At 42.1% G+C, this 26890-nt stretch carries 18 protein-coding genes, 17 tRNA genes and 1 rRNA gene; 1 reads left to right on the forward strand and 35 read right to left on the reverse strand.

Annotated elements, in window-relative coordinates; all coding sequences use genetic code 11:
* A partial coding sequence (locus H580_RS0114025; RefSeq protein WP_028595043.1) for an IS3 family transposase occupies positions 1-342 on the forward strand: 342 nt, incomplete at its 5' end.
* A 148-nt stretch (positions 343-490) separates the two neighbouring features.
* On the opposite strand, the gene H580_RS0114030 is transcribed toward H580_RS0114025, so the two are convergent.
* The 35 genes from H580_RS0114030 to rrf all read right to left on the reverse strand — a co-directional run bounded on the left by H580_RS0114030 (position 491) and on the right by rrf (position 26887).
* Complete coding sequence (locus H580_RS0114030) at positions 491-2017, reverse strand: hypothetical protein (protein WP_028595355.1); 1527 nt, start codon at positions 2015-2017, stop codon at positions 491-493.
* A 54-nt stretch (positions 2018-2071) separates the two neighbouring features.
* Positions 2072-4315 carry a S8 family peptidase gene (locus tag H580_RS0114035; RefSeq protein WP_028595356.1) on the reverse strand — a complete coding sequence of 748 codons (2244 nt, stop codon included), beginning with the start codon at positions 4313-4315 and terminating at the stop codon, positions 2072-2074.
* Between the two features lie 2 nt (positions 4316-4317).
* Positions 4318-5436, reverse strand: coding sequence for an AAA family ATPase (locus H580_RS0114040; RefSeq protein ID WP_028595357.1), 1119 nt, complete (start codon positions 5434-5436; stop codon positions 4318-4320).
* A gap of 131 nt (positions 5437-5567) precedes the next feature.
* A complete protein-coding gene (locus H580_RS0114045) occupies positions 5568-7178 on the reverse strand; it encodes a Tn7-like element transposition protein TnsE (protein ID WP_028595358.1) in 1611 nt (536 codons plus the stop codon).
* Positions 7166-8428, reverse strand: a complete 1263-nt coding sequence (locus tag H580_RS0114050; RefSeq protein ID WP_157282918.1) for a TnsD family Tn7-like transposition protein — start codon at positions 8426-8428, stop codon at positions 7166-7168. Before H580_RS0114050 ends, H580_RS0114045 begins: the two co-directional genes overlap by 13 nt.
* A gap of 47 nt (positions 8429-8475) precedes the next feature.
* The gene (locus tag H580_RS25930; protein ID WP_084509234.1) at positions 8476-8919 is read right to left on the reverse strand and encodes a TniQ family protein; all 444 of its coding nucleotides are present in this window, start codon (positions 8917-8919) and stop codon (positions 8476-8478) included.
* 12 nt (positions 8920-8931) lie between these two features.
* Positions 8932-10203 carry an ATP-binding protein gene (locus H580_RS24300; protein ID WP_245583571.1) on the reverse strand — a complete coding sequence of 424 codons (1272 nt, stop codon included), beginning with the start codon at positions 10201-10203 and terminating at the stop codon, positions 8932-8934.
* Positions 10204-10468: 265 nt separating this feature from the next.
* Positions 10469-10603, reverse strand: coding sequence for a hypothetical protein (locus H580_RS26815; RefSeq protein WP_281167979.1), 135 nt, complete (start codon positions 10601-10603; stop codon positions 10469-10471).
* Positions 10600-12792, reverse strand: a complete 2193-nt coding sequence (locus tag H580_RS0114060; protein ID WP_028595360.1) for a Mu transposase C-terminal domain-containing protein — start codon at positions 12790-12792, stop codon at positions 10600-10602. The genes H580_RS26815 and H580_RS0114060 overlap by 4 nt, the downstream gene beginning before the upstream one ends.
* 5 nt (positions 12793-12797) lie before the next feature.
* On the reverse strand, positions 12798-13622 hold the full coding sequence (locus H580_RS0114065) for a heteromeric transposase endonuclease subunit TnsA (protein ID WP_028595361.1): 825 nt from the start codon (positions 13620-13622) through the stop codon (positions 12798-12800).
* 249 nt (positions 13623-13871) lie between these two features.
* On the reverse strand, positions 13872-15707 hold the full coding sequence (glmS, locus tag H580_RS0114070; RefSeq protein WP_028595362.1) for a glutamine--fructose-6-phosphate transaminase (isomerizing): 1836 nt from the start codon (positions 15705-15707) through the stop codon (positions 13872-13874).
* Positions 15708-16534: 827 nt separating this feature from the next.
* Positions 16535-17875, reverse strand: coding sequence for a phosphoglucosamine mutase (gene glmM, locus H580_RS0114075; RefSeq protein ID WP_028595363.1), 1341 nt, complete (start codon positions 17873-17875; stop codon positions 16535-16537).
* A 179-nt stretch (positions 17876-18054) separates the two neighbouring features.
* Positions 18055-19500: a CdaR family protein gene (locus H580_RS24305; protein WP_051217471.1), complete on the reverse strand. Its 1446-nt coding sequence runs from the start codon at positions 19498-19500 to the stop codon at positions 18055-18057.
* Positions 19493-20317 (reverse strand): diadenylate cyclase CdaA, encoded by an 825-nt coding sequence (gene cdaA / locus H580_RS0114085; RefSeq protein ID WP_028595364.1) that lies wholly within the window; start codon positions 20315-20317, stop codon positions 19493-19495. Before cdaA ends, H580_RS24305 begins: the two co-directional genes overlap by 8 nt.
* Before the next feature lie 180 nt (positions 20318-20497).
* A complete protein-coding gene (locus tag H580_RS0114090) occupies positions 20498-21115 on the reverse strand; it encodes an anti-sigma factor (protein ID WP_028595365.1) in 618 nt (205 codons plus the stop codon).
* A 144-nt stretch (positions 21116-21259) separates the two neighbouring features.
* Positions 21260-21826, reverse strand: a complete 567-nt coding sequence (gene sigW / locus H580_RS0114095) for an RNA polymerase sigma factor SigW (RefSeq protein WP_028595366.1) — start codon at positions 21824-21826, stop codon at positions 21260-21262.
* A 215-nt stretch (positions 21827-22041) separates the two neighbouring features.
* Positions 22042-24834 carry a phosphoenolpyruvate carboxylase gene (gene ppc / locus H580_RS0114100; RefSeq protein ID WP_028595367.1) on the reverse strand — a complete coding sequence of 931 codons (2793 nt, stop codon included), beginning with the start codon at positions 24832-24834 and terminating at the stop codon, positions 22042-22044.
* Between the two features lie 208 nt (positions 24835-25042).
* Positions 25043-25116, reverse strand: a tRNA-Gly gene (locus H580_RS0114105).
* Positions 25117-25121: 5 nt separating this feature from the next.
* Positions 25122-25198, reverse strand: a tRNA-Pro gene (locus H580_RS0114110).
* Positions 25199-25210: 12 nt separating this feature from the next.
* Positions 25211-25287 (reverse strand) — tRNA-Arg (locus H580_RS0114115).
* A gap of 8 nt (positions 25288-25295) precedes the next feature.
* Positions 25296-25370, reverse strand: a tRNA-Gly gene (locus H580_RS0114120).
* Between the two features lie 35 nt (positions 25371-25405).
* Positions 25406-25479, reverse strand: a tRNA-Gly gene (locus H580_RS0114125).
* Positions 25480-25484: 5 nt separating this feature from the next.
* Positions 25485-25561 (reverse strand) — tRNA-Pro (locus H580_RS0114130).
* A gap of 12 nt (positions 25562-25573) precedes the next feature.
* Positions 25574-25650 (reverse strand) — tRNA-Arg (locus tag H580_RS0114135).
* A 6-nt stretch (positions 25651-25656) separates the two neighbouring features.
* A tRNA-Gly gene (locus tag H580_RS0114140) sits at positions 25657-25731 on the reverse strand.
* 100 nt (positions 25732-25831) lie between these two features.
* Positions 25832-25914, reverse strand: a tRNA-Leu gene (locus tag H580_RS0114145).
* Positions 25915-26020: 106 nt separating this feature from the next.
* Positions 26021-26104, reverse strand: a tRNA-Leu gene (locus H580_RS0114150).
* A gap of 15 nt (positions 26105-26119) precedes the next feature.
* Positions 26120-26195, reverse strand: a tRNA-Lys gene (locus H580_RS0114155).
* A gap of 8 nt (positions 26196-26203) precedes the next feature.
* Positions 26204-26278: transfer RNA gene (locus tag H580_RS0114160), tRNA-Gln, on the reverse strand.
* A gap of 9 nt (positions 26279-26287) precedes the next feature.
* Positions 26288-26363 (reverse strand) — tRNA-Thr (locus H580_RS0114165).
* A gap of 5 nt (positions 26364-26368) precedes the next feature.
* A tRNA-Val gene (locus H580_RS0114170) sits at positions 26369-26444 on the reverse strand.
* Between the two features lie 6 nt (positions 26445-26450).
* Positions 26451-26525 (reverse strand) — tRNA-Glu (locus tag H580_RS0114175).
* 25 nt (positions 26526-26550) lie between these two features.
* Positions 26551-26626, reverse strand: a tRNA-Thr gene (locus H580_RS0114180).
* A 4-nt stretch (positions 26627-26630) separates the two neighbouring features.
* Positions 26631-26706: transfer RNA gene (locus H580_RS0114185), tRNA-Asn, on the reverse strand.
* 64 nt (positions 26707-26770) lie between these two features.
* Positions 26771-26887: ribosomal RNA gene (gene rrf / locus H580_RS0114190) — 5S ribosomal RNA — on the reverse strand.
* Between the last annotated feature and the right edge of the window lie 3 nt (positions 26888-26890).

Consider the following 26890-nt stretch of genomic DNA (forward strand, 5'->3'; position numbering starts at 1 on the left):
GCATTTGCTTCTGTGGAAGGAGATTTGCGACAGATTCAATTGTTCCACACTGACCGTGGTAGTGAGTTTAAGAATAAGTTAATCGATGAGACATTGGCTACATTCCAGATTAGCCGTTCATTAAGCATGAAAGGTTGTCCTTACGACAACGCCGTTGCTGAAGCTACCTTTAAAATAATGAAAACAGAGTTTATTAACCAAATGAATTTTCAGAGCCTGCAACATCTTACGTTGGAGTTATATGACTATGTCAATTGGTATAACAAGCACCGCATACATGGGACATTAGGCTATATGAGCCCAGTTAATTATAAAAGAAAAGCCCTTAAAAAAGTTGTTTGATTTTGTGTTGACAGTCCACTTGGTGAGCCCAAGTTTCAAGTTGACTTTCAGGAATTGGCACTTACATACCTCCGTTATAGGTAAAATACTACTATCGATAATATTTACATCATATAATTTGTCGCAAACAAGATAATAGCCGCTTAACCTAAAGAGTGAGTAGCTTTTCTTCATCTCTAAATAAGTTAATATCTCCATCTTCAGAAACCTTAATTGAAAGTCCATATTCGGAAGCCGCCCTACTAGCTCGTGTTCCAGTCCCGAAAGTATCTGAGTAATCTTTATTGTTAACCTGAATTGTCTCCCCGAAGCTTAAAATATTAAAATTTGTATCTAGGATAACCGCACCATCCACTGTAGAAAGTGAGTCAAGCAAATAAGGATCAATGTCCGTTATATTCAGATGATTACTTTTTCGTTTTATAGCGTTTATAAAATTCTTATTTATATTTACTTTACGTAGAAGTGCTGTTTTTTTAAGTAAGTTTTTAACTTGCGAGGTAGAAAGACTGTAACTAATTTCAGGATTATCAAGAATCACAAAGATTGAGCTACAACTGCTAATTGATAAATTTTTCATGCAGTGTAGAAGCTTAGACACATTAGATGATAAACGTTTTATGAAATTTTCAAATTCGTCTTGTTCCAACCACAAAAAATGTGATAATTGTGTCACTAAGGACCTGTATAAGATATGTGCAAAAAGTGAATTGTAATGTTTTAATTTCCAAGTTCCGTTGTAATAAGAAATTACAAACTTATTCCCAGTATGGAAGCTTATTTTTTTATTTTGTACATCAATATATTTGAACTTAGGTACTTGAGCATTATTATTGTTTTCGAAAAATGTAATATTTCTCTTGATTTTTTCCAATAAGAAGTTCTGAAATTCTTTCTCTGATGAGGATAGATGCTGTCTTTCTTCAAGCGGCTGGAGGAAACTGGCAATAACTTTCTTTGTTACATGATTAGAACCGTATTCATTAAATGAGTTTTCAAATATTGAATAGAGACTTTTACTTCCTTCTTTTTTTCTAAGTATGGCAAACACATTAAAGTTATGATCTACTGCAATAGCTAGCGATTTTTTATCAATTAACTTCAAGAACGGTTTTTCATTTAAGAAAAACTCTTTTATTGTAATTGCACTGCTTAGTTTTATATACTCTATATCTTTAATTTTTTTCAAATCTTTAAGTGCTTCATTGTTAGGACAATATACAATACCTACATCTACACTACTAGACTCGTAGGTATGTGAGCTAATCTCCCTCAAATCATTAAGGAAATTTATTTTATTAAATTTTCCGATTGCATTATTATTAACATAGTCTTCAAAAATTAATGAGAGCGAGACCTCAGCGGTTAAATTATGAAAAAGATCATAATCCAAAGTCTCCGTCTTATTAATTGCATTTTGCATTACGTAAATCAATTTTGATATTACATCCGTAATCACTTCATCCATTAACCCAGAAATATTAATAATATCATTTACATGTAGACCCAAGCTTATTTCCTTTTCATCCACCGACTCGCTGATATTAGATTTTTCTAAAGAAAACTGTATAGAAAAACCTATGTATTCGGATACTAATATTCCCAATCGTTTTATATATTCTTGAAGCTCTTCCTCTGGAGTCATTTCTACCTCTTGAATTTCTTGTAACAGCAAACAAAAACCTCCCAGCTACCTATTTCTAAATTAGCTCAATTTGTTATCCTTTTCTCAACTCCGAATTTGAATTCTGTTTTGTGGTCGAAGAGGAATCAAAATATTCGAATAAGTCCTAAGGACTCGGTCATACAGATCAACAACCTTATTAGCCTTAATACTTACGACCAAAGCATATTGTATTGGTGCTGGTTCCTTCAATTTCATCCCTTCTCCTCGATGATGATAATAGATATCAAAACAAGGAGCATTAAGCGAAGCAGATTTAAATTGTTGAGTTACTTTTAAGCAAGGTTCCCATTTATGTCCCTCGTCACGTAATTCGTATTCATACGCCCCTGATCCAAATAAATTCTTTACATTGAAAAATGATTTGGAATTTGCATGGAGAGGAACTTTCCCTTCTTTACTAATTTTTCTTTTTGTAGAATCCGGGCGGAAAGTAACCTCTAACCCCCCTCGAGTATATGTGTTAGGATAACTCGGATCCACCTCTGGAGCTATAACTAACGTCGCTGTAATCCCAATCATACCTTCTAAATCTCCACTAGGTAATGGCACTGGTGCTCTTAAATGACTGCCAACAGGTAATTCACCCTGAAAGACTATCAATGCCTCATCGTCATCACATGTAATCAGTTTATTATAATCTGTTTCCAATCGTCCCCATCCTACTTCAGTAAGAGAATGATCCTCTGATTCCGCCCTGTGGGTGAGCAACGCACGAATGGCTAATGGAGAAAACCTATTTCCTAATTGGACTCGTACCGCAGCAGCTGATCTTAAACCATAAGGAGCTGCAAAACTAGTTCCCATGGTTCCCTTTATCGTATAAGGATCCGTAGATTCTAATACATAAAACGGACTGTGCTGACTGCCTCCAAATACAAGACCGTCTGGCTTAACCAGTCCAGGACTACGTCCAGGGCCAACTGAACTGTAATCTACCCTTTTCCAGAAAAGTGAACTGACACTATCACATGCTCCTATAGCCATAACATTTACTGCATCTGAAGGGGGCTGAATCCTGTTCAAGCCACTCACCGAGCATAAATTCCCAGAGTTACCTGCTGCCACAGTTGTAAGTGAACTACCACCGCAAAGTCTCTCATCCAGGCTTGCAGTCCAACCAGTAACCTCATCATCTTCAATGGGAATATCGGGACCAACACTAAAATTCAAAAAATGATATGGTTCACTGTTATTATCTAAAACATGTAAGATTCTATCTAGTACGTCGTAACATTCAAAATCTCCATTACTTCCTGTTTTATCATCTAAAACTCTTATGTGATCAACATGACATAAAGGTCGTTCTGCACCTTTATTAGGCTCTAATGGCCCAAATAAAAAAGCTGAAGTTACTGCTAACCCATGTTCCTGATACTCTGGAACTGCTGCTCCTATCCCAGGCGGCTCAATTAAATTTACCCAAGGTGATAGATTAATACTTGAAGGAATCCCACCATCGAATATAGCTACTCTTAAAGCTTGATCTACACTAGGCTCAATATTCATTTTTATAGGAAAAGATTGGACCTTTCGTAATACTTCAGGTTGCAACGGTCTAAGTGTTGGCATCGATCTCACAACACGAATATACGAAAAGTCAGCAAGTTTATGAACATTCTCTTTAGAAGCATATACAGGAAGAAAAATGAGTCCTTTAGATTCACGCTTACGATCAAAAATTGGATAAGCATCACATTCTTTTGCATAGTATTCAAACATATCAAGCGTACTTGCTGAAGTTTCATGAAAGACAACTTCCAGACAGTACTCATCACGATTTTCAGGTAGTGCTTGTACTTTATCTACTCCGATGTGAGCAGATAAATCCTCAATATGACTTAAATGCTTTGCCCCGGTTACAGCTTCAGTCCAGTTATTTATCTCTCTATACCATGTTGTAAAATCACTTCTTTTTCCCATTACGAAAATTTGATCAGTTACTGCTTCCTCAGGATGTTTTTCTATGCCCCATTGCATTGGCTTTATTCTTTTGGAACGTCCGCCAACAGCACGCAAACCAACAGTATCTAAAAGTTCTATTGGAAAGTCACTTTTAGATATATACCGTGGGTGCATAGTGACTAAGGCAGTAACTTCATCATTAGGACAAGCTGAACTGCTCATTTTGTTAAATTTTTCATTTGCATCACCAAGCCATTGAGAAAAATGCTTTTGAGCTGTTGGAAAAGAGTAAGGCGGTATTTTTTTACCGCCTCTACGAGGAACATTCACTGTATTTGTTAAGTGCTCACCATTACCTAAAAGAAAATTATTTTCTCTAGCCATAATTAATGCTCAACCCCCTCAGATTTATGTCCCACAGTTTTCATATGCTTTCGAATTGTATCACGTGAAATACCTGTTATTTCAGAAGCTCTTCTCTGTGATTGCCCATTATGCACTAACTTAACAGCAAACTCTATTCTCTTGTTACGATCGATATCTAGACTAATTTTGTTAATAAGCTCTTCAAAAGACTGTTGCAAACTAATTTGTTTAATTACGCTATCTCTACGAGCTATATTTAACTGACGAACAACCTCCGAAAACGAGACCCCTTCAAGTGCAATTGACAAAATTTCAATTAAGTTTTTTGGCATGACTTCATCTTCAGTGGATATTAATGAATTAATTGTATAAGCGATATCCGCTGAAGAAGGAACTGGAAAATGAATAACCCTTTCAAAACGTCTCCATACCGCAGGATCCAGTAATTCAGGATGGTTAGTAGCTGCAATGAGCAGTCCATCGGCTGGCCATTCATCAACAGCCTGCAATAGAACTGTTACCAATCTTTTTAACTCACCTACTTCAGAATCATCATTTCTTCGTTTGGCTATAGCATCGAGTTCATCAAGAAGAAGAATGGAAGACTCTCGTTGTGCATAGTTAATTACAGCCCTTATATTGTTACCTGTTTTCCCCAAGTAGCTACTCATTACAGCAGCTAAGTCTAAAGTAAGAAGTGGACGCTTTAATTGATATGCTAACCATCTGGCAGCTAATGTTTTTCCAACACCTGGTGGCCCAACAAAAAGAACCGTCCTTGTTGGTGCCAGTCCTCGTGATGTTAATTCACTCAAGCGCTCTCTCTCTTTAATAATAGCTTCCAATTCTGAGTATACAGCCTCTGGCCAAACCGGATCGCTTTCAAAATCAATATAATCTCTCTTAAGGAGCTCTAATCGACTATCCATATCTACAGGTAGTGGAGACAACATATCATCATTAAACGCTCTTGTGCTGTTAGCAGTATTATTTAGTACTTTTTCAAGTACTTCTGCAATATCTGGACGTGTTTTCATAAATAAACGCATATTTTTTCGAGCCAGCATTTTCACATCTTTTTGTTTGCCTTCCAGAGCTAAACGAGTCAAATGGACGTATTGTTCATAAATATCAACCACTTATACCACCAACTTTTCCTTGCTTTTTAAGGTTATTATATAACCTTGGACTAAATTATACTCTCACTATAAAAAATAGTCCACCATTGACTCGTTACTCCTTTTACTTTATAAGTTAACTTTTCACTCATTTATAAAATCTTACTCATCAAACGAGAAGCCCATTCTATAGCTGTATCATTCTGATAATGCTTCAGCTTCTCAACACTCACACCATTGCACCGCTCAAGTACTTTTCGATCCCAATGACCGCCCTTATGAACTAATCCTTCTAGGAGTTGCTTAATATTATCCTCAATCACCTTAAACGAAGCTTGCTGTGATGGACGAAGAATCAGAGTCGATATCGACCAATTGTCAGGTCTAGCAACTTCTAGTATGTATGCTGTACTCACTGCACTCGTAATCTGCACAACAGCGCAAGTCCTACGAGCTCCATTGGGACATACGGAAAAACGTCTACCTGGAGGTATCCGCAATATAGACATGCTAACCTTAACAGGAAACGTTTGCTTTAATAACTGAATCATCTCGAAAAAAGACTCCAAACCAATTCCCTCTGAGGCCGGAATCGTTTCGAGCGTTTGAAAGTCTATAGGAGATGTGTCACCACCGACTACAGACTCCTGTGTACTTACTTCTTCTTGTGCCCCGGAAGTCTTGCCACCTCTACCTGAGTTAAAAATAACATCTTGTCCCGTATTGGATTGTCTTACATGTTGTCTACGTGTAGATACGACAGGAATGTTTGAAAAATGCATAAAGGTAGGTGGAGCTTCCAAGACATCTTGATGAATATCCTCTTTCGCATGATCACTTTCATCGTTCAGTATGTAATTATCATTGTCTGCTCTTGAAGTTAGTCGAACTTGTTTATCACCAAAAGTCGATTCTCGTCTCTTCTTAGACGGGTGCCAGAACGAGATTTTCTCATGTGGATGTTCGAATCCACTGAAGCCAATGATCTCTTTGACTAAAATATAATCAATGAACTGTTCTCCTCGAACATGTATTTGTAAAGGACCTATTTCCGTTAAATCAATACCCAGTGGAATCCCCTTCTTAAGAGCGGCTTGAGGATTCTGCGGTGAATTCTTAATGGCCTGACTGAACAAATGTTGATATACAGAGTCCCACATCGCTCGTATCCTTGCATCCATGTAGATCCACGATAGGTGTCGTGCATTACTATCGATCGCTAATTTAGCAGGGACACGTGCACTCATATCGAAGTGAAGTACGTCGCCATACATTTCACTTTGATCAACAAGCAGTTCTAATCCATGAGGCTGAAGCAAATGTAACGCCATGTTTTTTGAGTTTACAAACATGGCCCGAATGAACTCTATGACAGGAATACAATAGGTGAGTGAATCTACTTTAAATTGAATAATGTTTTGTAATCCGAGTTCAGGGTTTTTGTTTAAATCTATTAACCGTTTGGGCAATTTGAAGCTGTTTACAACAGTACCTTGGCTTAGCTTATTTATTAATAAGCTATATGCAGAGCCGCTTAATGGCTTTACAGGATCATACTTGCCCTTTGTATAGAGTCGTCCAATACGTAAGTCAGGAAGCGTTCCCCATGGATAGGATACTACCTTAATGTTCGTAGAAGATGTGCGAAATGCGACTCGTATGCGCCAGTTCTCTTTGTAGTCCATATAAGGCGATCCAAACCAATATAATTCAGCTTCCTGGTCCTCTGGAAATGGCCAGGGTCTCAACGTTAATGCAGCCATTGTGTCACCTCAGTTGATGTAAGTGGGGATATAAGCGTGTTATAACTGATACAACGACTAATCTCATCCTCCACCTCTGGAGAATATCCTGGTCGAAGTCCAGCTTTCTTTACAAGCTTCCATTTCTTCAAAGGCCATTTACCATTCATTTGTTTAGCAGCCCAGCGTACTCTTCGAATTTGAAACTGTGATACAGATTCCAAATAATTCGATAGAATGTTCATCGTAATAGGAAGCCTATCTTTATGCTTTTCAAGCACGCTCAACTTACCAATTCGTTTCCCTATAGTTGCTACACGAACTCTAACTGGCCTAGATTGATCATTCATAAGCTCCTTACATGTCTCCTCAACCTGCCAACTTAGCTCTAAATCACGGAGTTCCCAGTCCACGCGAACAGGCTTGCATCCGTTTAATGTAGACGGTTTCTTTACCTTGTTCTTCTTTCCTGTTACTTTTAAACAGCATGTATGTCTAGTGGTGTTTCCGTCGGCATATTTAATGACGGTATTCGTATCGACACCAAGGTTAATAGCTGTTGAACGATAGGACAGGCCTGCTTGCAGATATCCCTTGAGTCTAGCTTCCCATAACGAACCAAACGACTTAATCCGACCTCTGCGAAATCTGTCATCCTCTGACTGATCCGGTCCTCTCCTTGAATACGAGAAGCCGCATGCACAATGAAATGTTCCAACAGGTTGTCCAGTATCCGAGCAGCGAGTAACTTTGCACTCCTTTATAATATCTTCCCTGTAGTGACCCGCCGCTTTGTTCAAGCATGGCCAGGGACCTTTACCAAAAAGAGCTAGTTCTTGATCAGACCGCTTTAAGAACTCTGAAAATGAACCATACAAATACCGTAATAAAAGCATTAGGCGTAAGGGATGCACCACATTTCGCATTGATCTTGTAGCACTAGCAAGCCAGCTGTGATCGTTTTGCTGTGGCGCACATTCCAGCATGTTTAACAGTTCTCTCCCGTAGAAAGTAACGAATTGTTCTTGTAGTTTACGCTGCCTAACACGCGCTCCCGGTGTCACCAATCCCATATCAGACAAGCGATGCATCAATAAGCGTCTAGAGTTATAGAAAACTTGAGTATCCTGCATCTGTATAAGCAATTGGATGTCCGAAGCAATCCTTAATAATTGTCCCTTTACGCGCTCATTCAAGTTCATAATGATCGGTATGGATTCAAACTTATCTCTGGATATTGGGAGAGCAGTTAGCCCATGACGCTCGGACATAGGACTCGTAATTCGTTGCAGAGCGTAACCATGTGTAGGACAAACCTTCACACCTGGAAGCTGATGCACACGGTGCCAATAAGGCTCACCAATCTCTGAACGTCTTCTTCATAACAGGTCGTACAAAAGTGTAAATGACTGTTTCTAGAAATAGTGCTAGCTGTAATACCAACCAGAGCATGTATACCCGATCCGTCTGAGCTCTTCATTAGTTGACGTAATAGAAGGGCACGATCTCTTGGCATGAAAGAAGCATAGTACGGATAGAAAGTATGATTATCAATCCACTGATCCACGGAGATAGGTTGTATAGCATTCAATGAATCCAAATGACTCGGTAGATCCGTGGTTGGAATGACATTCTCTGTGCCGTACACTTCCCTAAGCGTACACTTGGCACTGCTATTGCCTGCTCGTAAGTGATACCGTGCGACAACGCTGTATAAGAGTTCATCTGGGTATGGAAGGGGAAGCTCACACCGTTCATTCATCTGAACACAACCTTATCCAATAAACTCTAACGGATCTTTGATGTAACCAGCCGTCTGTAATGAATCGTATGAAGATAACTTCTTCTTTTTCCCTTGGGATACAATTAAGCGTAGATCATTAGGCTCTGTCGGCATCACCTTCGACTTGCCCTTTCCCTGTTTGGAAGGTAATTTATTCACATCTGTGTTCTGCTGCTGAAGCGCATACTTCAAAGCCTCTTTATGCAGATCTATCGTGTCCAATTCATGCAAATGCGTCTTTACTACTTCATTTGCTGATTGAAGCGCAGCAGCTAACTCAATACCTGCATCAACGAGCCATGCACTTATTTCATTCTTGGTTTGCTCTGTTACGTCATAGCCAAGTTCTGATCTTATTACTTCAAGACGTTCTGCTTGCCTTTGCTCAGCTTCGATTCTATCTAAGTAATCATCAATAGAAACACTATCGTAGATGTCTGCAAACTTCTGAATTTGCTTCTTCTTACCGGAACGCAAAGCCTCCAGGGCAGGTCGAATTAAGGTGAAGCGATCCCTAGCAACAGAACGAATTAACTCAGATGTAATATGAGATATTTCTTTATCTAGAGCTCGCCACTGAGTCAGCATAAACAGTTTGATCGCAATATCTGAAATCCCTTGTGACTCGTCGTACATGACATCGATAAATTGCTGATCAAGCGATACTTTTTCGTCTGTCCATTGATACTTCCACAGACCTTCCAGCAACCAAGTCCATTCCTCATCCTTCTTAAAGTGATGCCACGTAGCATCACCCTGACCACTATTACGCCGGGCATTGCGAAACTCTCCATTAAGTGCAGGCAGAGCTTTATAGGTACCCACAAGAACTACTGGTAGTCCTATCGTATTCACTAATTGAACGAAGAAATTAAGCATTTGCGCTGCTCGATCATCTTTGGCCTCTTGAAGATTTTGAATTTCATCAATGATGAGAACACCTAGGCAATGAACAGCTGCAGCCTGCGCCATTAATGGAAGCAACTCGTCAGGGTTCTTTGTTGCATTTTTCTTGTAGTATCTAGTTCCAACCAGACTATCGACGGCAAGAAGAAAATTAAGACATAAACCTCTTATAGATCCGTCATGCGGACAATCCATCTTCAGCCATACAATTTGATAAGGAGCCGGCATATCTTGGCCTTTATATTTACGATGTAAAATAACTTGAGGGTACATTTGTAAAATGCGTAATAAGCTACTGGATTTACCGATTCCTGATATACCAACTAACGCAAATCCAGCTGAAGTTGGTGTGTTCACGGGATATCCACTTGTATTGCCCTTCATAATGAGATCATAGGCGTCTCTACGAGCCCTAAATGCATAATTGGGAGTAAGAGGATTACGACCTACATAACCATCTCGAATGAGCCGTGAAATACTCTGTTGTAATTCTAAATGCCTTGATAATGGCCGAAAGAAACTACGAGAAATACGTTGTACGCAATGTAAACGCACGTGAACAGGCAGATCACGCTCTGAAGCATAAAAGATTGGCTTAGATGCTAATTTATTGACTACCGTCTTATCGTCCCATATTGGCGGAAGAGCTTCTAATAACGGATTTTTTTCGATAGTCTTCCAGTAAAGGATCTTGATAATCTGCCTCTACAAATTCACCGCGGCTGAAATGAAATAACGGAACATCGAACTCACTCATTCGTCATCACCATCTTCAAGCAAATATGCTTTGATTTTAGATAATTTATCTGCAGGAGGAATGTATATCGGCTGCTCCACACCCTCATCGCGCTTTAATGGAATCACATTATTCTCTGAGTTCTTTGGGGTTACTACCCGATCAGATAAGTGGAAAACTTCTTGTTCTCGATTTAACAGTTTCTCATTGGAACGGCGCTGCCTAGTGCCTTTAACACGCTTATGATTACTTTCTTCGCTATGTTGGATTGCCTCATTTGTTTTCTGAGATGCCATATCTACAATGGCCTTCATTTGAGCATCAAGTTCAATTTTGGATAGCATGTTGTTTACTTCCTGATGCCGGCCCTGGTATCTTTCAATTTCTAGTAGATCCTCTACTTCCTCAATTCTTTTATCAAGATAACGTTCTTCCCGTTCTAATAGCGTACATGTTTCAAAGCTACGTCCTTCATCTAACCACAAGTAAATCTCGTTTGTAGAACGAGGATCGTAACAGACTTTAACTCGCCATGTTTTCCCGGCTCGTGCTTTCACAAACCACTGCTCTCGCAACGCCAAGTCACAACTATAATGCATGCCCTTGAACTGAATCCCAGCCGCTGTTACAGTTGCCTCTCCTTGAATCATTAAATTCAGCTTCACAATATGATCCGGTTGCTTCTTAAGACGGCCATTACGATTAATAACTCCCCAATGCCACAACTCACTAGGGACGGGAGCGACCTCATCCGCAACCATAAATTCATTTCTGTCATACCACAACATGTGGTGATTATTATTATGATAGAGAACATTATGTATCATAATTTGCGTAAACTCGCGTAGTGTCAGCTTGGCATCCAGACGATAGTCACGTTCTCCGCGCTCTCTATAACGTTCTTTTATAGCTCCTGGAATAAAGCGGATGCTTCTCGAATTCGTTAATCGAAATTGTTGCTCCACGATACCTTTCCAATCAGCTCGATAAGGAGGCGCATTCTCCACATCTACTCCTAATATATCGATAAGATGACTTGGCTTTGTGCCTTCAAGTTCACCACGGTCCGCTGTAAGCTTCTGCGGCAGATGGCTGCTCACCCATTCTTCTTGACTAATATCGATGTCATATTGAGCACAAAATTGGACTTTATCCGTTGTTGTATTTGCTAGTGCCATCATGGCACCGATCCAACTTGGACCCTCAAGCCCAATATAAATACCGCAAATATAGCGACTGAACACATCAATTACGATGTAAATGATAGGTCTCCCAATAATCCATTCACGTCTATATTCACTAACCAAGTAAACGTCTGCGATCGTAGCATCTATTTGAAACCTAGAACCCGGACCAAAGCTTTCAAACGTAGAACTACCCAGTATTGGTCTGTAATCCAAAGCAAATCGTTTCTTCCCATGTCGACTTGTTAATGTGTTCTCCAAATCCATTTCTTTCTTAAACCAATACTTATATTGTCCGAAGGTTGGTAGCTTGTCAGTGGGAGGCAGCACAGGTACAAGAGCGCGACCATCTTGACGGAATCCGGTAGCAAAGAACTTTTCCAAGGTCTTCTGGTAAGCGTGCTTAAGTGGTGCCTTATCCTTGCTGTTATAGAACAAGCGAATACCGGAGCGAAGTAATTGCTTCGTTTCCTCATCGATATTGATACCCGTCGGTTCATCTTGAAACTTCCTTGGCCGTCCTCGCTTTACCTCAGTCGGTGTTCTGTCTGCTCCATAATTTCCGCAATTCGTATAGTGGGGTAATAGTGCATTTTTCAGTTTCCCACCTTGCCAGTATCTCCGCAGATAACGATAAATGGTACTCTTATGAAGACCTGTTCGTTCTTGTGCTTCTCTTACACAAGATCCCCTATAACGTTTATCGAAGCAGCCTGGCTCATCACTTACAATATCCTTGATTGCATCCCATGATTTATCACGTAGACTCAAATGTTCGGGCTCTATAGCAGAATCTAATAAAGGGACACTTGTGTTAATCCACTCGATTTGTTTACAAAGGTTGGACTCTATACCAGCCGTATACTCAGAGTAGGTTTTCATAATCGGAAATGCTTTATCGTCGTTCATTGCAATACTAATGACAGTATCTCTAGCAGGAGAAATCCATAGAATACGTTCGATGTAATGATCCTCCTCATCTGCCACATGCCACTCAAGAACCATATTTTCATAGAGCGATTTCATTTCATTCACCCACCTTTCGCCAATCTTTCTATTGTTGTATGTACTTCAAAATCAATGGCTGCTTGCGTTGGAATAATTCTTTCAAACATATTAACCGACCAAATCTTACGTGCTATAAAATGACGGAACATCGCAAGGGATGTGCCTACTTCCAATCCAAGTTGTTCATCAGCAGACAAGCAGGCTCTTGCAATCGTATCTCCCTCATATAGGCGATTTGATAGAATTCTTTGCATATTTTGTACAACAAATATCCCTAATTCCGTTACATCCTCGTTGTAAAATTCTTTATGAATCCATTCAATATTTCGAATCAATATGTTAGGTAAATCACGCTCCGTAATGATTCCCCAATCAATATGATGGGTCTCCCAATAAACACGCTCAATTTCAAACTTTGCAATCGTTCTATCATTTTCTAACTCAGCTGCAGGTTTAACCGTTCTTGCATATTCTTTATCCTTATAAGTAATCAAAAAGTCTGTTGTCATTACGATAGGAGTTCCCGTCTTAGGATCTTCCGGATGTTTGACGCCTAATTTCTCTGCTATCATCAATGTTTCTTCAAGTGGAAGGAGTGGAAACTGCTCTCGAATATCCGTTACCCCTTCTGAATAATCCAGAAGATAACAATAATCACGTTCGATGTCGGAAAAAAGCTCATGTCGTCGACCAGTAGTCCAACCTATGCCGCGCGTCGCTCTCCCTTGTGAGGGAACATCTTGAACACTAAGCCAAGGAAGATAGTCCTTTCCGTTACCTTGACCTCTTCCTTCTTTAAGAAATCGTTCTATCTTAGCTTGTGTAATCTCACGTTTCCGCTTAGCCATTCATTCCACTCCCAATCTATAAAAAAATGAGGCTACCTAAAGGTAGCCCCACAAAAAGAGGAGTCGTGTTGTAATTCTGGATGTCGAATCTAAGACTGTAGAAGAGCTACTAGTAGCAGTATGTCCGTATATGTGAGTCTAATACTTTATTTTCTCAGTCTACAACTTTATTTTCCTAGTCTAATACTTTATTTTTCAGTCTAACACTTTATTTTCTTCTGACAACATCAAGTCACAGCTAAATTAATCCTATTCAACCGTCACACTCTTCGCCAAGTTACGCGGCTTATCAACGTCATTGCCACGTGCAAGCGATGCATAATAAGCAATCAATTGAAGTGGAACAACCGACAACGCCGGGCTCAAATGAGGAAGTGTAGTCGGAATAACAAACACGCCATCTGTTTCTTTTCCTACAAGCTCTGCATGTGCCTCATCCGTAATCGCGTACACGACACCGCCACGAGCTTTTACTTCCTTAATATTGCTCACCATTTTCTCAATAAGAGCTGGTTGAGTCAACAAAGCAATAACCGGAACATCATCTTCGATCAACGCCAACGTACCATGCTTCAACTCACCCGCTGCGTACGCTTCAGAGTGAATGTAGGAGATCTCTTTAAGCTTCAAAGATCCTTCCTGTACAACCGCATGGTCAACACCACGACCGATGAAGAACAAGTTGTCATGCTTCGCCATGTCTTCAGCAACACGCTTCATTTCTGTCGCTTGCTCAAGCAGCTTCTCTACTTGCTCAGGCAATGCTTCCATTGCCGCAAGCTCACGACGAAGCTCAGCAACTTCAGCACGACCTGTAACTTGTGCCCAGTATAGGCTGAACAGCATGAATGCAATAAGCTGAGACGTATATGCTTTTGTCGAAGCAACTGCAATCTCAGGGCCTGCCCAAGTAACAATTGTGTCGTCTGCTTCACGTGCAACCGAACTGCCGACAACGTTTGTAATTGCCAACACAGGCGCTCCACATCTCTTCGCTTCACGAAGCGCAGCCAAGGTATCTGCTGTCTCACCAGATTGGCTGACAACGATAACAAGCGTCTCTGGTGTAATGATCGGATCACGATAGCGATACTCAGACGCAACATCATTTTCAACAGGGATCTTCACTGCACGCTCAATTAACATCCGGCCAACTAATCCTGCATGATAAGCTGTACCACATGCAATAATATGAACGTTGCGAATTTCCTTCAAGCGCTCAGGAGTCAAAACTTTCAATTCAGGAAGTTTGACACCTTCCAACCCATCCAGCATGCGACCGCGCATTGTGTCGCGATATGCCTTCGGCTGTTCGTAAATTTCTTTCAGCATGAAATGGTCGAATCCGTCCTTTTCCGCAGTCAATGCATCCCAATCGACAACAATCATTTCCCGAGAAATAGTATTGCCTTCGATCGTCATCAATTCGACAGCGTCCTTTGTCAAGACTGCCATTTCATTATCATTCAAAATATATACGCGTCGCGTATATTGTAAAATAGCTGGTATATCAGAACCGATAAAATTCTCGCCTTCCCCAACACCGATTACAAGTGGGCTAGCGCAGCGTACAGCAACCAGTCGATCTGGCTCATGCTCTGTCAACACACCAAGTGCAAATGCACCGCGCATATGACGAATTGCACGCTGTACAGCCTTCACAATGTCCCCATCGTATTCACGAGCGATCAAGTGAGAGATAACTTCTGTATCCGTCTCAGACAAGAATTGTACGCCTGCAGCGATCAACTCTTCTTTTAGCTCCAAATAGTTCTCAATAATACCGTTGTGCACGACAGAGAATTTCATCGTCGCATCTGTATGTGGATGGGAGTTCTCATCCGATGGCTTGCCATGTGTCGCCCAACGTGTATGACCAATACCAGCGTCTCCACGCAATGGATTCTCTTCCAATTGAGAAGCTAGCACCGCCAAGCGACCTTTCGACTTACGAACTTGCAATCCTTGCTCAGTAGTTACAGCAATACCTGCAGAGTCATAGCCACGGTACTCCAACTTGCTTAGTCCATCCAACAATACATCCTGCGAATTACGAGCTCCAATATATCCAACAATACCACACATAAATAGGTAACCTCCGTTATAGGGTCGCCTCATTCGACATCGCCGCACACGAAAGTTCCTTCATACTCGTTGGACTATCAGCTATATAGATATACAGACCCTTTTTTCCGTCCAAGGGTTGTAAATGTCACACTATGACTGTACCTATGCAAAGAAGCTGTGGTCTACCTATTCCGACAACTGCATCAGAAGGAAGGTAGTTCCCTCCTGCAGCATATCGACTAGGAAGAACCTATTCTTGCACCAACGAGCAGAAGCTGAATCATTGTCCAGTCTACGTTTGTGCGATGCTGTAAGGAGGCAGACCACCTCATATATTTTATAAGATCAATAGTAATGTAAAAGTTCAAGTTCCACCTTGCCGATACGCATTGTCCAACAAGTTGCCTCGTTGTTTTCTGCTATACCGTGTCGATGTAGATGGGTACACCGGGAGGTCCCCGCCGAACAGGTTCGAACACCTCCACCTCGTCCACTTGCTGCTGCTGCCGTCCATATCTGCAAGTGCTGGCGCTTGTATATCCTTGTTTAGCTACTACCCTGCCTTTCTATTTTTGAATACGTATTCAATCTATAGATCGCATTGCAAAGATATTTCGAACACGGCAATGTTCGACGTTATCCATAACCTTTAAATTGAACATGTTCTTAATTATATGCATTGCTTCACTCGTTTGCAATATACGCCGTATTATTTGTATATAATTACTACTTTATATGATCATGAATACATAACAAGACATAACGCCCAACATACGAAAAAACCGTCCTTCCCCGCTTCAGTTGCTTGCGAGAAAGAACGGTCTGCTTATCTAATTCAGAATCAACTATTGCAGCTCACGCTCAACGACATCTGCAATACGCTTCACATAAGCCTCTACCAAGCCCTCTTCAGGACCCTCCGCCATAACACGGATCAGAGACTCTGTACCAGACGGACGCACCAATACACGTCCATTATCGCCAAGCTCAGCTTCTACAGCTGCCACTGCTTCTAGAATAGCTGCATTGCCTTCATACTTGCTCTTATCCTGTACACGTACATTGACGAGCACTTGTGGATATTTGCGCATAAGAGCTTTCGCTTCTGATAGTTTCTTTCCATCACCAACAAGTGTATCCACAAGCTGAATCGCTGTCAGCATACCGTCACCCGTTGTAATGTAATCAAGGAAAATAACATGGCCGGATTGCTCACCACCAAGGTTAAACGAACCACGACGCATTTCTTCCATTACGTAACGGTCACCTACACCTGTTTTCGCCGTTTGCAAGCCAAGCTTCTCTGCTGCTTTATAGAAACCGATGTTACTCATAACCGTCGATACGATCGTACCGTTGTTCAAGCGACCATCACGGTTCATAGCTTCGCCACAGATTAACAAAATAAAGTCGCCATCAACTTCTTCACCTGTCTCATCGACAGCAATAAGGCGATCCGCATCGCCATCAAAAGCCAAGCCTAGGTCGGCTTTTTGACGCAATACTTCTTCACGCAGCTTCTCAGGATGCGTAGAGCCGCAATCCGCGTTTATGTTCAAACCATTTGGCTCACAAGCAATTGCAATAACTTCCGCGCCAAGATCACGGAAAATTTTTGGAGCCAACTCGAACGCCGCACCATTCGCGCCGTCTAATACGATGCGCTTGCCAGCGAAAGAGTTCTTAACTGTCGTCTTCAAGAATTCAACATACTTCCACTTCAATTCTGTATCTACAGAGATCGTGCCCAAGTCTGCGCCAATTGGACGAGGAAGCTCGTCGACTGCCGCATCCATAAGTGCTTCGATCTCATTCTCAGTCTCATCAAGCAGCTTGAAGCCATCACGGCCAAAGAACTTAATTCCGTTATCTTCTACTGGATTGTGAGAAGCAGAAATCATAACCCCTGCGTCAAATCCTAGTTCCTTTGTCAAATAAGCTACTGCTGGTGTTGATACAACACCTACTTGCACTACATCTGCACCAATCGAGAGCATCCCTGCCGTTAGAGATGCTTCAAGCATACGCCCAGACACCCGTGTATCCATCCCAATAAGCACACGTGGCTTAGATACTTCTTTCGTCAATACATATCCGCCACAGCGTCCAATCTTATATGCCAATTCTGCTGTTAATTGTTGATTTGCTACTCCGCGGACACCGTCCGTACCAAAATATTTCCCCATTCGTCTCGTTCCCTTCGATTATATCCCATTGATAAAATTAGTTATTTTCTGTATACGCAAAGCTGTATCATTGTGTTATCTGCAATCTGTTCTCTTTATCTGTGCTGCAAATCGTTTACAGGTACACGCTAGTAAGCATCATTAAATATCTTGTAAGGCTGGTTATTGATCAAATGTAATCAGCTTGTCCCATCCGTAGCTGGTGCCTCTGGTGAACTCGATCCAGCATCCGGACTTTCAGGCGAACCATTCGTCCCTTCTTGCGGATCTGTTGTCGAATTCTCATTCGAAGTTGAATCAGGATTGGTCTGATCCACACCGGCATCCGTCTCTACTTCTGTCCCCGGGTTAGGTTCAGGATTAGGTTTGGAATTCGTGCCTGTTGGCGAGCCCTTTTCCTGTATCGTAACCTTCGCTGTGAACTGCTCGGATTTAGTCAGCTTGACGAACCGCGGCAAGTTCACTTGAAGAGTAACAACATGATTACCCTGCGGCAGATCATTCACATTTGCTATCAATTGAATATCGCTGGCTTGCATCGCATCGATAACTGCTGGCGAGCCTACAACCGTAATATCAAAAGCCCTTGATGCTGGTTCTGTTATAGTCGTTACTAAGCGATCATTGACACCTGTTAGCGTGATTGGAATGTTTTTCAACGTCCTAACTTTCTCTTCCGATATTACGACATTTACCTGAATCTCGCTAGGTTCCATTTTCTCAATGTTTGGTGGCGCAGTCAACTTCACACTTACGGTGTACTGCCCGCTAGCCTTAATATTACCTAAATCGATGACAGCCTGATCATAGAACTCAATCTTATCTAATTCAGCCTGCGGCCCGTACAGCGTTATTTGATTCACACTCGGTGTCACTTGGGCAACGGATAAGCCTTCTGGCAGTTGACCTTTAAAGTTAACTTGCAAAGGTACTGTTTTGAAAGGTTTTGTAATCGGTACTTCTACCTCTACGACAGAAGGCGTTATAACTGCATCTTTAATTTCATTGCCCGCTCCATCGTAAGCAGTCAGCTTCACTTGCTGCTGCTTAACGGACTCACTTGCATCATCAATGTTCACCATACCAATGACAGACTTAACCTCGGTCATACGTGATGTAGGCAGCGAAACATGTACACGATTAGATGGCGTTACAATTGGCGTACCTGCTTTGTATCCTTCTTTAGGTGTTCCCTCTGTTTTTATCACGACATCAACTTGTTTTGTTTGAACCTCTTCAAGTACAACCGTAACCATCGAAGGCTGCAAGCTATCCACTCTTACTCCATCTGGAAAATCATATCGCAACGGAATAATATGTTTGCCCGCTCCATAGCCCGTAACATCGACAACAACTTTATATTCTTCAGCAAGAGCTGCCGCAACCGCTGCCGGCTTACCGCTTACTTTCACACTGACCGTATTTGGCGTTATTCCTTTAAGAACAAGATTGCTTGCCAAACCTCTCTCTTGCAGCTTCACCCCATCGATAACGCGCGTTTCCATAAGGGGATGTGTCACTTCATTTGCACTATCTTCATTATGGTGCACTACAGCAAACAACAGCACGCCCAACACAAGCGCAATAATCTTTGCTGAGTTATTGTTCATTAACCATTTATCCACGCTGATCACCTCTCCGCTTCCAGAACAAACGACGTTCCTTTTTCGTATCCGGCTTCAGCTCTTCAAATAACTTAGAAATGAGTGATTCCTCTTTAATATCACGCACAACTTGACCGTTAATAGCCAGTGACACCTGCCCTGTTTCCTCAGAAACGACAACAGATATTGCATCACATACTTCGCTAATGCCGATCGCAGCACGATGTCTTGTGCCTAATTCCTTACTAATAAAGGGATTTTCTGATAATGGTAAATAACAAGCTGCTGCCGCAATATTACTATTCTGAATAATGACAGCTCCATCATGGAGCGGTGTATTTGGGCTGAAAATATTGATAAGCAGTTCAGAGCTAATCCGCGAATCCATTGGAATGCCTGACTCCACATACTCATTCAGTCCTGTACTCCGCTCAAACACGATTAATGCCCCTATTTTTCGACGAGACATATAATTAATGGCTTTAATCAGTTCTCCGATGACACGCCCTGTCTCATCTTCCTCCGTATTCGAGCGACCACCAAAAATCTTTCCTCGACCAAGCTGCTCCAACGCACGACGCAGTTCAGGTTGAAAAATGATTACCAGTGCCAATACCCCAAACGTGAACATCTGATTCATCAACCATTTAAGTGTATACAAATTGAGCCACGTACTAGCAGCCCATGTAACAACCAGCACAAATATTCCTTTAAGTAGTTGTACTGCTCGTGTACCTCTGATGAGTACCAGTAATTTATATATGATGTAACTGACGATTAAAATATCGAGTATGTTCTTAATCGTATTCGTCCATTCGATTTCAGCAAAAAAATCCATGAAGGTACCCCCAAGACCCTAATAAGATAATCCTTCTCTATTTAGTTTAACTATATCCTTTTCGGCAACAGATTACAAAGTTCCTTCAAGAATATGTACTTTTTAACTTAGAATATAAAAAAAACTCCCCCGTAGACATATACACGGGAGAGCTAGCTTATCGATCGAGATGTCGTCAGGCTACGGCGCTACCGCCGAACTGCCGAACAGGCTATTTATCTGGTACCATATCCAATCAAATGCCTCATCAATCTTTTGAACCGATCCTGAGATATGTGCCGTTGACGCTTGATATACCTGTCCGTCAACAACCGTTAGGTTACCTTTGACTTCGCCATGAACTTCCGCCTTACCATTATGAATCGTCAAATCACCATTGACAACTTGACCACTAGGCACAATGACTTTGTCATCTTGAATAATAATATTCATTTGATCGCCTTTGACGATTAACTGCTTGTCAGCATTCCACATGCTTAACCAGCTCGTCGTCATGACGAGGAAGAAAACAGCTGCTACTGTGATGGCAGGATGACGTTTCACCCAAGCAATCATTGGACTCTGCTTACGCTGCGGCCGCGGAATCGCCTCCATAATCCGTTCAGTCAAATCTTCCGACGGCGGCTGCAAACGATGATTGAATCCGTAAAGCAGCCTTTCCGCTTGTTCTAACTGGCGGAAACGCTCACGGCAAGCCGGACATGCAAGCATATGCGCTTTTAGGTCCAAGGCACACTGTCGCTCCAGGTCTTCATCCAGTAAATCATGCATCAATGAGACGGCTTGTTTGCAATCCATCTGAGCCAATCCTTTCTTAGGGTTTGTGATAGAGTAAGCAGCTCTTGTCCGATAATACGGATTAAACCCATTATTTAATGTTTTCGTAACAATATACGATACGTTACGTTCCAAAAAGCGTTTCAAACTTTCTTACGCTTGTTATTAAATCTTCTTCTCCAATTTCTTCCGCATAAACTCACGTCCACGATGCACACGGGTTTTGATCGTTGTAACCGGCATATCCATTACATCGCTTATCTCTTGTAGAGACATGTCCTGCAAGTACCGTAGAATCATAACTGACTTGTATTTGGCCGGAAGCGTCTCTATCGCTTCATGTATCATTCGCTGCGTCTCACTGACAAGCAAATACGTCTCGGGTGTACGATCATCACTTGGAATCATAGCATAGCCATCTACACCGTCTTGATCCGTCATTTCCGCATCGAGCGAATAGTTAGGCTTGCGCTTACGTAGACGGTCAATACAAAGATTCGTCCCTATACGGTATATCCAAGTCGAGAACTTCTGATTCTCGTCATATCGATCTAAGTTACGGTATACGCGCAGAAAAGTATCCTGCACAATATCTTCCGCTTCATGTCGGTTACTCAACATACGGTATGCGAGGTGAAAGATTTTGTCTTTATACAGTTCGACAATCTCGGCAAACGCTCGTGTGTCTCCCGTCCGGGCTAACTTCGCGAGTCGTCTTTCTAACGTATCCAACAGTGTCCCTCCGTCCTCACTACTCGTGTTGCTATATCGGTTTAAATCCTTACTAGGAATATGACGGAGCTTAGGGCATACATCCCTGCAACGTAACACAGGAAAGGCCGAGCCTTGCTGGAACAAGACTCGACCACCGTACCATTCCTTATCCATGACTGCATTTCTTCTGAAGGCATGCTTCCATGAAAAGGTGAACCGAATTAGCTATAATATTAACCTGTATTGCGAAGACCTGATGCAATGCCGTTAATGGTGAGCAGCACTTCGCGCAGCAATACCGGATCATCTTCACCAGATTCACGCAAAGCGCGTAGTTCCTTCAATAATTCAACTTGCATATAGCTGAGAGGATCAACATATGGGTTGCGCAAGCGAATGGACTCTTGAATGACTGGCACATTGTCCAATATTTCGCGTTGGCCTGTAATCTCTAACAGCAATTTTGAAGTTAACTTATATTCTTCTTCTACCAGAGCAAAAATACGCTCGCGAATACTATCGTCTTTAATCATGCTCGCATATCCCTTCGCGATAAGCAGATCAGCTTTAGCCAGAGCCATTTGAAGGTTGTCGATCATAGATGCAAAGAACGGATAGTTCTCGTACATATTACGCAATGTAGCCATATTTTCAGGATTATTGTTATAGAACTTATCCAATGCCGTACCAGCCGCGTACCATGCAGGCAGTAAGTAACGGCTTTGAGTCCAAGCAAATACCCATGGTATTGCACGCAAATCCTCGAATCGATCACTATTTTTGCGCTTCGATGGACGTGAACCAATATTAAGCTCACCAATCTCAGGAAGCGGTGTAGATTCTTTGAAATAGGTTAAAAATCCTGGATCACGGAAAATGAGATCCTGATACTTCTTCTGCGCCGTTTCTGAAATGCTTGGCATAAGAAGTTCCCATTTCTTTTCCTCAACATTAACTTGCGGATAACGGGCTAACATAGCCGCTTGCAGTAAAGCAGACGTCGCTTGCTCCAAGGAGCGGTATGCAATCCCCTGCATAGAATAACGAGAGGATAGCACTTCACCTTGCTCCGTTATTTTAATCCCGCCGCCAATCGTATGAGGCGGTTGGTTCAAGATGCTGCGGTTCAACGGCATACCACCGCGTCCAAGTGCACCTCCACGTCCATGGAAGAACTTCAGTTTCACTTGGTGTTCTTTCGCAGTTTCTGTTAGCTTGTTCAATGCAACGCGAAGCTCCCAGTTTGCAGTAAGCATCCCGCCATCCTTATTACTATCGGAGTAGCCAAGCATAATCTCCTGCAAGTCGTTCATAGCGCTAACTGCTTTACGGTATATAGGCAGCTCAAACAACTGACTCATAATTTGAGGAGCTGCATGCAAATCATCAATAGTTTCGAAAAGAGGTACCGCTTGCAATGTACAGTGTACATCACCATTCGCTTCTTCACGGAACAATCCAACTTCCTTGGCAAGCAACATAACTTCAAGTACATCACTAGCGCCTTGAGCCATACTTATAAGATAGCTTGTTATACAGGAATGACCGAACTCAAGTTGAGCTTCATATACAATTCGGTATACATCCAAGCATTCTTTTGTAGACTCACTATAGCTAATATACGGCGAAGTCAACGGCCTAGGATCATTCAGCAAACGGTTAAGCAATTCAATTTTGTCTTGCTCGTCTAAAGCACTGTAATCCTCAACAATATTCATATTCGCCAATATCTCAGTCATCGCACTTTCATGCTCTTTACTATGCTGACGAATATCTAGTGTAGCCATATGGAAGCCAAATAGTTCAACTTGGCGAATAAGTTTCTTAATGTGCGTATCTGCAGCATAATCAGCGAAATGATGACGAAGACTGTTATCAATCAGCTTCAAATCCTGAATAAATTCAGCTGCCGTCTGATATCGTTCACTAGTACCTTTCGTTGTTTCCTCCATAACATTATGGAGCTTCTGAAGCATGTAAATAATTTTAACCCGATAAGGTTCTTTCGAGTTGTTCCATTCAGGCACATGTTTAAGAACAACATTGCTGCGGTCCTGCTCAATAGAATTCAACAACTCTTTACTAACTTCTACGATACTTGTACTAAAACTCATCGTACGCATTAGTTCACGCAGGCGTTGATCGTATTGGCGAATCGCTAAGCCGCGATGCATTTTCATCGTTTCCCATGTAACAGTAGAAGTTACGGAAGGGTTTCCATCTCGGTCTCCACCAATCCATGAACCAAAACGCAAATAAGTAGGTACATGCCATGATTGCGTAGGATAGTATTTATCCAGACAACGTTCTAATTCTGCATATACTTCAGGCAGAACATCAAAGAGTGTCTCATTGAAGTAATACATACCATTACGTACTTCATCAATTACTGTAGGTTTACGATCGCGCAATTCGTCAGTTTGCCACAGTGTAATAATCTCATTCAACAATTTCTCTCTAAGCTGTTCACGCTCACGATGTGTTAATGTCGGATTATCTAGCTGCATGACATCTTTTGCAATTCGCTTATGAATATCAAGGATGGCACGACGCATTGCTTCTGTTGGGTGTGCCGTCATAACTAACTCTAATGACATTCCAGAAAGCATCGTTTGCAGCTCATCTTCTGATATTTGATTCTCTTTCATTTCTAAAATAACGTTCTCAATTGAGCCCGGCTGTACAGTTTCACCTGCTGAACGTTCGTAATCGCGCTTACGACGAATGCGGTGATTCTGCTCAGCAATGTTCACCAATTGGAAGTATATCGCGAAAGCTCTAATAACCTGATGACGATTATCCGGGTTTAACGTGTTGATTAACTGTTTGAATTCATCATATAATTCTGGCAAGTATACAGCACGAAGAGATTTACTAAGTTCTCGAATCTTCTCAACAACATCAAGAAGTTCTTGTCCACCTTGATGAACGAGCACTTCTCCAAGAATATTCCCCAAAAAGCGTACGTCCCGCCGCAAGAGATTGTTTGAATTTGTTTTATTTGCGGTCAACGTTAAATCAGTCATCCGTCTCCCCCTATCCACTCCAACCATTTTCTAACTTTCTAAATGTTCTTACCATCATACTACAAGTTGTGCTGAAAATCTTTATCTAAATTCTGCTTTACCACATTACTAGCCTAAATTTTTTTGTTAATATCTATTTAGATACTAGTTTATATACAAAAAAAGACCTCATCTGAAGGTCTGCGGTCTCTGTGTTATATAATATTAATGGAGCGGGTGATGGGAATCGAACCCACGCTATTAGCTTGGAAGGCTAAAGTTCTACCATTGAACTACACCCGCATAACTGGTCGGGATGACACGATTTGAACATGCGACCCCTTGGTCCCAAACCAAGTGCTCTACCAAGCTGAGCTACATCCCGATAATATGAAAATGGCGCGCCCTAAGAGATTCGAACTCCTGACCTTTTGATTCGTAGTCAAACGCTCTATCCAGCTGAGCTAAGGGCGCATATATTCTGGAGCGGACAACGGGATTCGAACCCGCGACCCTCGCCTTGGCAAGGCGATACTCTACCACTGAGCTATGTCCGCATATACATGCAAAATACTAATTTTATGAAGATGAATGGAGCGGGTGATGGGAATCGAACCCACGCTATTAGCTTGGAAGGCTAAAGTTCTACCATTGAACTACACCCGCATAACTGGTCGGGATGACACGATTTGAACATGCGACCCCTTGGTCCCAAACCAAGTGCTCTACCAAGCTGAGCTACATCCCGATAATATGAAAATGGCGCGCCCTAAGAGATTCGAACTCCTGACCTTTTGATTCGTAGTCAAACGCTCTATCCAGCTGAGCTAAGGGCGCATAATCTGGAGCGGACAACGGGATTCGAACCCGCGACCCTCGCCTTGGCAAGGCGATACTCTACCACTGAGCTATGTCCGCACATCGTTATCTAATCTCTCAATCTATCGAGAATCGACAACAACCATTTTTAGTATATCAATTCCGACCTGTGTAAATAATCACATTCGAAAATAAAATATGGTGCGCGTAGAGGGACTTGAACCCCCACGGTTGCCCGCCAGATCCTAAGTCTGGTGCGTCTGCCAATTCCGCCATACGCGCATGAGATAAGTTATTCAGATATTCAGTATACATCATATTCACACATTTGTGAAGTTGTATACATTATCCAGTTAAAACCTTTAATTTCATTAAGGTATTTAATAAATGGTGCGCGTGGAGGGACTTGAACCCCCACGCCAAAGGCGCCAGATCCTAAGTCTGGTGCGTCTGCCAATTCCGCCACACGCGCACATCATTATATAACTGGTGAGCCATGTAGGACTCGAACCTACGACACCCTGATTAAAAGTCAGGTGCTCTACCAACTGAGCTAATGGCTCTAACAAAATGGCTGGGGATATAGGATTTGAACCTATGCATGACGGAGTCAAAGTCCGTTGCCTTACCGCTTGGCTAATCCCCAATGGTTAAATGGTGCCGGCGATAGGAGTCGAACCCACGACCTACTGATTACAAGTCAGCCGCTCTACCAACTGAGCTACACCGGCAAATATGGTGGACGCTGACGGGATCGAACCGCCGACCCTCTGCTTGTAAGGCAGATGCTCTCCCAGCTGAGCTAAGCGTCCATATGTTGGTGACCCGTAGGGGATTCGAACCCCTGTTACCTCCGTGAAAGGGAGGTGTCTTAACCCCTTGACCAACGGGCCATATTCATGTTGTTGCGTATTTCTTTGGAGCTCTCAACCGGGATCGAACCGGTGACCTCATCCTTACCATGGATGCACTCTACCTACTGAGCTATGAGAGCAAGATGGCTCCCCGAACAGGACTCGAACCTGTGACAACTCGATTAACAGTCGAGTGCTCTACCAACTGAGCTATCAGGGAATATTAATCACTACTCATAGGACCCATATCGAGAGTCCGATTACCTGAACCTGAAGTTCAGGGAGCTTGGCAACGTCCTACTCTCCCAGGACCCTGCGGTCCAAGTACCATCGGCGCTGGAGGACTTAACGTTCGTGTTCGGGATGGGTACGCGTGGAACCCCTCCGCCATCGTCACCAAACTC

The organism is Paenibacillus assamensis DSM 18201, from assembly GCF_000422445.1.
Taxonomy (GTDB): Bacteria; Bacillota; Bacilli; order Paenibacillales; family Paenibacillaceae; genus Paenibacillus_B; species Paenibacillus_B assamensis.